Below are 6678 nucleotides of genomic sequence, written 5' to 3' on the forward strand. Positions count from 1 at the left end.
TCAGCGCCCCTTGAACGAGGGTCTGCGCTTCTCCAGGAAGGCGGCAATGCCCTCCCGTTTGTCCGCGGTATCGAAAAGCAGCTGGAAGGCTTTGCGTTCCAGCCTCAAGGCGGTTTCCAACGGAGCGTCTTCGCCGTTGACGACCGCCTCCTTGATCTGCTCGACGGCCAGCGGCGGAAGACGGCCGATCCTCTCAGCGATTTGCAGCGCATGCTGCAAGGGCTGGCCCTCATCTGTCAGGGTGCTGACCAAGCCGGCACGCTCGGCATCCTCGGCCGAAAACATGTCGCCGGTGAGAAGGAGCATCAGCGTCTTGTATTTGCCGATTGCCCTGAGCAGGCGCTGGGTGCCGCCGGCGCCCGGCATCAAGCCGAGCTTGACTTCAGGCTGGCCAAAAGTGGCTGACCTTGCGGCGACGATGATGTCGGCGTGCATGGCAAGCTCGCACCCGCCGCCCAGCGCGAAGCCTTCGAGCGCGGCAATGACCGGCTTCGGGCACCTGGCGATCGCGTCCCAGTAGCGGTGGGTGCGCTGCAGAAGCATGTCGGCCGAGCCGAGCTTTTCAAACGCTTTTATGTCGGCTCCTGCAGCGAAGTTGCCGCCGCGCCCAGCAATGACGATCGAGCGGATTTCCGTGTCCTCGGAAAAGCTTGCCACGGCGGCGGCCAGCTTCTCCCGCACTTCGAGGTTGAGCGCGTTGCGCACTTCGGGACGATTGATTTCGACCAGCCCCACCTTCTCGACAGGGCGGCTCTCGACGACAAGGAGGGAGTCTTTCGCGGAACTCATTTCGTGCTGCGGAAGCTAACTGGGAACTTCATACCCGAACTATGGTCAGCGGCCGCGAGGCCCGCAAGGATATTGTTTGCTGCGACCGGTGCGATCAGGGCGGTCCGCAGGCCTGAGGCGGCTTCTCAGCGTCATGCTTTCGCTCGAGCTCCGATGAGTTCTATCCATTAACGATGCTCCAGCAAGATGCGCGTCACATGCTCGGCGATGGCCAGGCTCGAGGTCAGCCCAGGGCTTTCGATGCCAAATAGATTGACCAGGCCCGCGATGCCATGCGTCCCGGTATCCTGGATGACGAAATCGCTGTTGGCTTCGCCGGGACTGGAAAGCTTTGGCCTGATACCGCTATAGGCCGGCTGCAGGCTGCCGTCGGCCAGTTCCGGCCAGTATTTGCGGATTTCAGCATAGAAGCGGGTGCCGCGTGCCGGGTCGACGCGGTAGTCGAGCGCATCGGTCCATTCGACGTCAGGCCCAAAGCGCGCCGTGCCGCCGAGGTCGAGCGTCAGATGGACGCCAAGCCCGCCGGGCTCCGGCACGGGATAGATGAGGTGCGAAAAGGGCGCTCGCGTCGCCACTGAAAAATAGTTGCCTTTGGCATAGCGAAGCCCGGGCAGGAACCGGCGATCGAATCCTGTGATCGAGCCGGCAAGCGCGACAGCGCCGAGGCCCGCCGCGTTCACGAGCCGCGATGTGGCGATCTCGAAATCTTCGCCGCTCCCCGTGCTGGTTGTGTGGAGAACGATGCGGTCGGCTTCGATCCGGCCCGACACGATGGGGGTGTTGAGCGACAGCAGCGCACCGCTTTCCTCGGCATCGCCGATCAGGGCGAGCATCAGCGCGTGGCTGTCGATGATGCCGGTGGAGGGCGAAAGCAGCGCAGCGGTGCAATGCAGCGCCGGCTCCAGCGCGTGAGCCTCGGCGGCGGAGAGGAAACGCAGGTCATCGACACCGCAGGCCGCGGCATTGGCTCGAATGTTGGCAAGCACCGGCTCCTGCGCATCATCGGTCGCGACGATCAGCTTGCCGCAGCGCCGGTGCGGAATCGAGCGCTCGGCGCAGTAGCGATAGAGCATCTCGCGTCCGGCCACGCAGAGCCGCGCCTTGAGCGAGCCTTGCGGATAATAGATGCCGGCATGGATGACTTCCGAATTGCGCGAGCTCGTCTCGGTGCCGATGGCATCCGCCGCTTCGAGGATCAGCGTGTCGAAACCTTGCGCGGCAAGGCCGCGCGCGATCGCGAGGCCCACCACGCCGGCACCGGCAATTACGCAGTCAACCCGTTCCATGCCCAGTCCATTCGGTTGCGCGAGCGGCGCCTCACAGCGCTTTCTCAAGGATCATTTGCCTGTTGTCCATTGCTGTAGGGCAATCATGTGCCCGCCGCGGCTTGCGAGACCGACCATGCGCCAGGTTCCCATGGCGCTATCGATCCTGACAGGGCGGCTCTTGCGGCTTGAACGTGCGATGATGCATCACAGCTCAGACACGAGGGCAAATTTCGGACTTCTCGACCAGCGAGATGGTCCTACACTCGCAGACAGGAGCCATCATGGACGCCAGACCGAATTCCCCTGAAGCCCGCGACATCCGCTACCACATGCACGCCTACACCAATGCCCGCAAGCACCAAGAGACGGGACCGCTGGTCATCGAAAAGGGCGACGGCGTCTATGTCGAGGACATTGCCGGCAACCGCTATATCGAGGCGATGGCCGGCCTGTGGAGCGTTGCCGTCGGCTTCTCGGAAAAGCGACTGGTCGAGGCGGCCACGCGGCAGATGTTGAAGCTGCCCTTCTACCACGATTTCGGCTCTAAGGCGCATTCGCCGCTGATCGATCTGGCCGAGAAGCTGGTGCAGATGGCACCGGTGCCGATGAGCAAGGCCTACTTCACCAATTCGGGCTCCGAGGCCAACGACACGGCGATCAAGATGATCTGGTACCGGTCGAACGCGCTCGGCCAGCCGACGCGCAAGAAGATCATCAGCCGCAAGCGCGGCTATCATGGCGTCACCATCGCGTCCGCAAGCCTGACCGGGCTGCCGAACAATCATCTGTCCTTCGACCTGCCGATCGCCAATATCCTGCACACCTCGACGCCGCACCACTGGCGCGATGCCGAGCCCGGCGAAAGCGAGGAGCAGTTTTCCAGCCGTCTGGCCGACGACCTGGAAAAGCTGATCCTCGCAGAGGGGCCGGAAACCATCGCCGCCTTTATCGGCGAGCCGATCATGGGCGCCGGCGGCGTCGTCGTTCCGCCCGCCGGCTATTGGGGAAAAATCCAGGCGGTGCTGTCGAAATACGACATTCTTTTAGTGGCCGACGAGGTCATCTGCGGCTTCGGCCGCACCGGCGAGATGTTCGGTTCGCAGACCTTCGGCATCAAGCCCGACATCATGGTGTTGTCCAAGCAGATCTCGTCGTCCTACCTGCCGATCTCGGCGCTGCTGATCAACGACAAGGTTTTCGAACCAATCGCCGACGAGAGCGATCGCATCGGCACCTTCGGCCACGGCTTCACCGGCGGCGGTCATCCTGTCGCCGCGGCCGTCGCGCTGGAAAACCTCAAGCTGATCGAGGAGCGCGACCTTGTCGGCAATGCGCGCACGGTCGGCGCGCATTTGCAGGCCAGGCTGCGCAAGCTCGGTTCCCATCCACTGGTGGGCGAGGTGCGTGGCGTCGGCCTGATCGCCGCCGGCGAGCTGGTCGCCGACAAGGCGAGCAAGGCGCCATGGGGCAAGCCTGCGGCTCTCGGTGCGCTGGTCAATGGGTTCATGCAGCAGAACGGCGTGATCTCGCGCAACATGGGTGATGCGATCGCTTTCTGTCCGCCGCTGATCATTACCGAGACTCAGGTCGACGCTTTGGTCGACGCGTTCGAACGGTCGCTCGAGGCCGCGCTGCCGCAGGTCCGGCCACAGGGCTGAACCATCGATCACTATGGGAGCGCCGTGTCGGCTGGGTCAGGTCGGCATTTCCGAACTGACCTGCTTGCGAGGCATGGTTATTCGGGCTTGTCGTCCGGATGACCGAGCTCGCAGAACCAGCCGCCGAGATATTTCACCGACGGCCTCCTTGGGTCGAGAATTGGCGTCTTCGCCTCGACGGCGGCCCGGAACGGCTCGGCGCTGTCCTGCGGGATGAATCCGAGATGATCGGCGCCGCTGTTGTCGACCATCTTCAGCTTGTTGTTGGATAGGCCGAACGAGATGGTGTGGCCGACGCGCGGCGCTGTCAGGGATGCCTCGACCAGGCGCACGCAGTCGGCGAAGGAAAGATACGACCACAGCATGCGCCCGTCGGCCGGCTCGGGGAACGACGAGAAGATGCGCAGGCACACCGTCTCGATGCCGAACTTGTCCCAATAAAGCCGGCTGAGGCTTTCGACGAAATTTTTCGACACGCCATAGAGGCTGTCGGGGCGCACCGGCGCGTCGACGCCGATATGCGCCTCGATCTCGTGATAGCCGATGGCATGCACCGAGGAAGCGTAGACGACGCGCTTCACGCCGTGTTTCCGGGCGCCTTCATAGATGTGGTAGGAGCCGCGAATGCTGGAATCGAGGATGGTCTGCCACTCGCATTCGAGCGGCGCGCCGCCGAAATGCACGATCGCATCGCAGTCCTTGGTGGCCGCGATGGTCGCCTCCATGTCGGCAAGATCGAAGACGGCTTCTTCTTCATGAGGCGCAAGATCGCTGAACGGCCCGCGGCCCGCCAGGCGGATCTTGCTTGCCAGCGGCACCAGTCCCTTGCGCAATTGCGAGCCGAGCCGGCCAGCGGCACCGGTGATCAATATACGTTCGTAGTGCGGCATCGTTTACTCCACTTGCGCGACGGCGGCATTGATCCGCGAGATCGCCTCGGCCAGCACCCCTTCGCCAGTCGCCGTCGAGATGCGGAAATAGGGTGACAGTCCATAGGCGACGCCCGGCACCGACGCCACGCGTCCTTCGTTGAGAAGATAGTTGGCCACGGCCGCGTCATCCCCCAGGACGACGCCCTTGGGCGTCTTGCGGCCGATCAGGCTGGCGCAGCCGATATAGGCGTAGAAGGCGCCTTCCGGCGGCGACAACGTCAGTCCGTTTATCTTCCTGATGCCGTCCACTACCAGGTTGCGGCGCGCCTCGAAGGCCTGCCGGAAGCGCGCGACTTCATCCTGCGGACCGCTGAGGGCGGCGACGGTCGCGGCTTGTGCGATCGAGCACACCGAGGTGCAGGACTGGCTCTGGATCGTCGACATCGCCTTGATGAGTGGCGCGGGGCCGGCTGCGTAGCCGACGCGCCAGCCGGTCATGGCGTAGGACTTCGAGACGCCGTTGACGATCAGGGTGCGGTTCTTGAGCTCGGGGCAGCCCTTGCCGAAGGAGACGAATTCGCGTCCGTCGAAGAGGATGTGCTCGTAGATCTCGTCGGAAAGGACCAGCACCTGCGGGTGTTTTGCCAGCACCGCGCCCAGCGCCTTGAGATCGGACGCGGAATAGACCGCACCGGACGGGTTGCCGGGCATGTTGAGGAAAAGCCACTTTGTCCTTGACGTGATTGCCTTTTCCAGCAGCGCCGGCGTCAGCCGGAAGCCTGTGGTCTCCGGGCATTCGACGACGACGGGCGTGCCGCCGAGCAGCTTCACCATTTCCGGATAGGAGACGAAATAGGGCGCCGGCAGGATCGCCTCGTCGCCTGGCTCCAGCGTCGCCATCAGCGCGTTGAAGATGATCTGCTTGGCGCCGTTGGCGACGACGATGTCGTCGGCCGTGTAGTCCAGGCTGTTCTCGCGGCGGAACTTGCCGGCCACGGCTTCGCGCACTTCGATGGTGCCCGCGGCGGCGGTGTAGAGCGTCTGTCCGGCCTTGGCGGCAAAATGCGCGGCATCGATGATGTGAAGCGGGGTCGGGAAATCGGGTTCGCCCAACCCGAGGTCGATCACGTCCACACCCTTGGCGCGCAGCGCCTTGGCGGCCTGCGAAGCCGCCATGGAAGCCGAAGGCTTCACCGCCGAGAGGCGCGAGGCAACGTAACTCATTGGTCGTTCTCCGAGATGTAACCCTTGGATCGGTCGTTGGCCCGCGCGGCGGCGCTGCGCTTGGCTGGATCGCCATAGCCGCCGCCGCCCGGCAGTTCGAGGATCAGCCGCCGCCCGGCGGGCACGTGTTGCCAGCCCTTGGGGCGCATCTTTGTGCCGTCGTCGAGCTTGACCACGCCGGCGACGCCGGGCTCGCCGCCATTGCGTCCGCGCGGGGGATGGTTCACGCGGTCGAACATGGCGGAGAAGTCGAACTCGTGGCCGTCGGTCGCGGCGATCTCGATGATCTGACCCAGGCCGCCGCGGAACTCGCCGTCGCCGCCGGAATTCGGCCGCAGCTCCTTGCGCCAGATCACGATCGGACCGGTATGCTCCGTCGCCTCGATCGGCATCGTATGGACACCGGACGGGAAGGCCGTCGCCGACAAGCCATCGAGCTCAGGCCGCGCGCCCATGCCGCCGGAGTTGAACATCAGCACTTCGGCGCGGCGGCCGGACGCGCCGGCGACGGGCCGCGCCGAAATGTGGATGTTCCACAGCGCGCCGGCGCCTTCGGCGAGGATCTTTCCGGGCAACGCCTTGGAGAACGCGCCAAGCACCAGATCGGGCACCATGTGGCCGAAGATGTGCCTCAATGCCACCGGGGCCGGCCGCACGGCATTCAGGATGTTGACCGGCGAGGACACGGTGAAGAAGGCGAGCGAGGCGGCATTGTTCGGGATGTCGGGCGCCACCATGCATTTCAGCGCATAGCAGGCATAGGCCTTGCTGTAGATGATCGGGCAGTTGATGCCCCAGCGGCTCATCGGGTCGGTGCCGGTGAAGTCGACCTCGACATGGTCCTCGCGGACCGACACAGTGGCCGCG

General features: G+C 64.4%; 6 protein-coding genes. 1 reads left to right on the forward strand and 5 read right to left on the reverse strand.

The genetic code is table 11. From position 1 onward, the window contains the following. Complete coding sequence (locus tag EOA32_RS09280) at nucleotides 1–789, reverse strand: enoyl-CoA hydratase-related protein (RefSeq protein ID WP_128371557.1); 789 nt, start codon at nucleotides 787–789, stop codon at nucleotides 1–3. 167 nt (nucleotides 790–956) lie between these two features. Continuing rightward, nucleotides 957–2075: an NAD(P)/FAD-dependent oxidoreductase gene (locus tag EOA32_RS09285; RefSeq protein ID WP_128371558.1), complete on the reverse strand. Its 1119-nt coding sequence runs from the start codon at nucleotides 2073–2075 to the stop codon at nucleotides 957–959. A 263-nt stretch (nucleotides 2076–2338) separates the two neighbouring features. Here EOA32_RS09285 and EOA32_RS09290 point away from each other — a divergent pair, with 263 nt between their 5' ends. Further along, a complete protein-coding gene (locus EOA32_RS09290) occupies nucleotides 2339–3715 on the forward strand; it encodes an aspartate aminotransferase family protein (RefSeq protein WP_128371559.1) in 1377 nt (458 codons plus the stop codon). 77 nt (nucleotides 3716–3792) lie between these two features. Here the strand turns inward: EOA32_RS09290 and EOA32_RS09295 are convergent, their stop codons facing one another. From EOA32_RS09295 to EOA32_RS09305, 3 genes are all read right to left on the reverse strand, one after another. Then, a complete protein-coding gene (locus EOA32_RS09295) occupies nucleotides 3793–4605 on the reverse strand; it encodes an NAD(P)-dependent oxidoreductase (protein WP_128371560.1) in 813 nt (270 codons plus the stop codon). 3 nt (nucleotides 4606–4608) lie between these two features. Then, nucleotides 4609–5811 (reverse strand): pyridoxal phosphate-dependent aminotransferase, encoded by a 1203-nt coding sequence (locus EOA32_RS09300; protein ID WP_095831611.1) that lies wholly within the window; start codon nucleotides 5809–5811, stop codon nucleotides 4609–4611. Then, nucleotides 5808–6678 (reverse strand): hydantoinase B/oxoprolinase family protein (locus EOA32_RS09305; RefSeq protein WP_145971281.1); only part of this gene is annotated, 871 nt, incomplete at its 5' end. The genes EOA32_RS09305 and EOA32_RS09300, both read right to left, overlap by 4 nt.

It is taken from the genome of Mesorhizobium sp. M1A.F.Ca.ET.072.01.1.1, assembly GCF_004023325.1.
Classification (GTDB): Bacteria; Pseudomonadota; Alphaproteobacteria; order Rhizobiales; family Rhizobiaceae; genus Mesorhizobium.

Coding starts and splice junctions, on each gene's coding strand:
- EOA32_RS09280 (WP_128371557.1), bottom strand. CDS start 789: ATGAGTTCCGCGAAAGACTCCCTCCTTGTCGTCGAGAGCCGCCCTGTC.
- EOA32_RS09285 (WP_128371558.1), bottom strand. CDS start 2,075: ATGGAACGGGTTGACTGCGTAATTGCCGGTGCCGGCGTGGTGGGCCTC.
- EOA32_RS09290 (WP_128371559.1), top strand. CDS start 2,339: ATGGACGCCAGACCGAATTCCCCTGAAGCCCGCGACATCCGCTACCAC.
- EOA32_RS09295 (WP_128371560.1), bottom strand. CDS start 4,605: ATGCCGCACTACGAACGTATATTGATCACCGGTGCCGCTGGCCGGCTC.
- EOA32_RS09300 (WP_095831611.1), bottom strand. CDS start 5,811: ATGAGTTACGTTGCCTCGCGCCTCTCGGCGGTGAAGCCTTCGGCTTCC.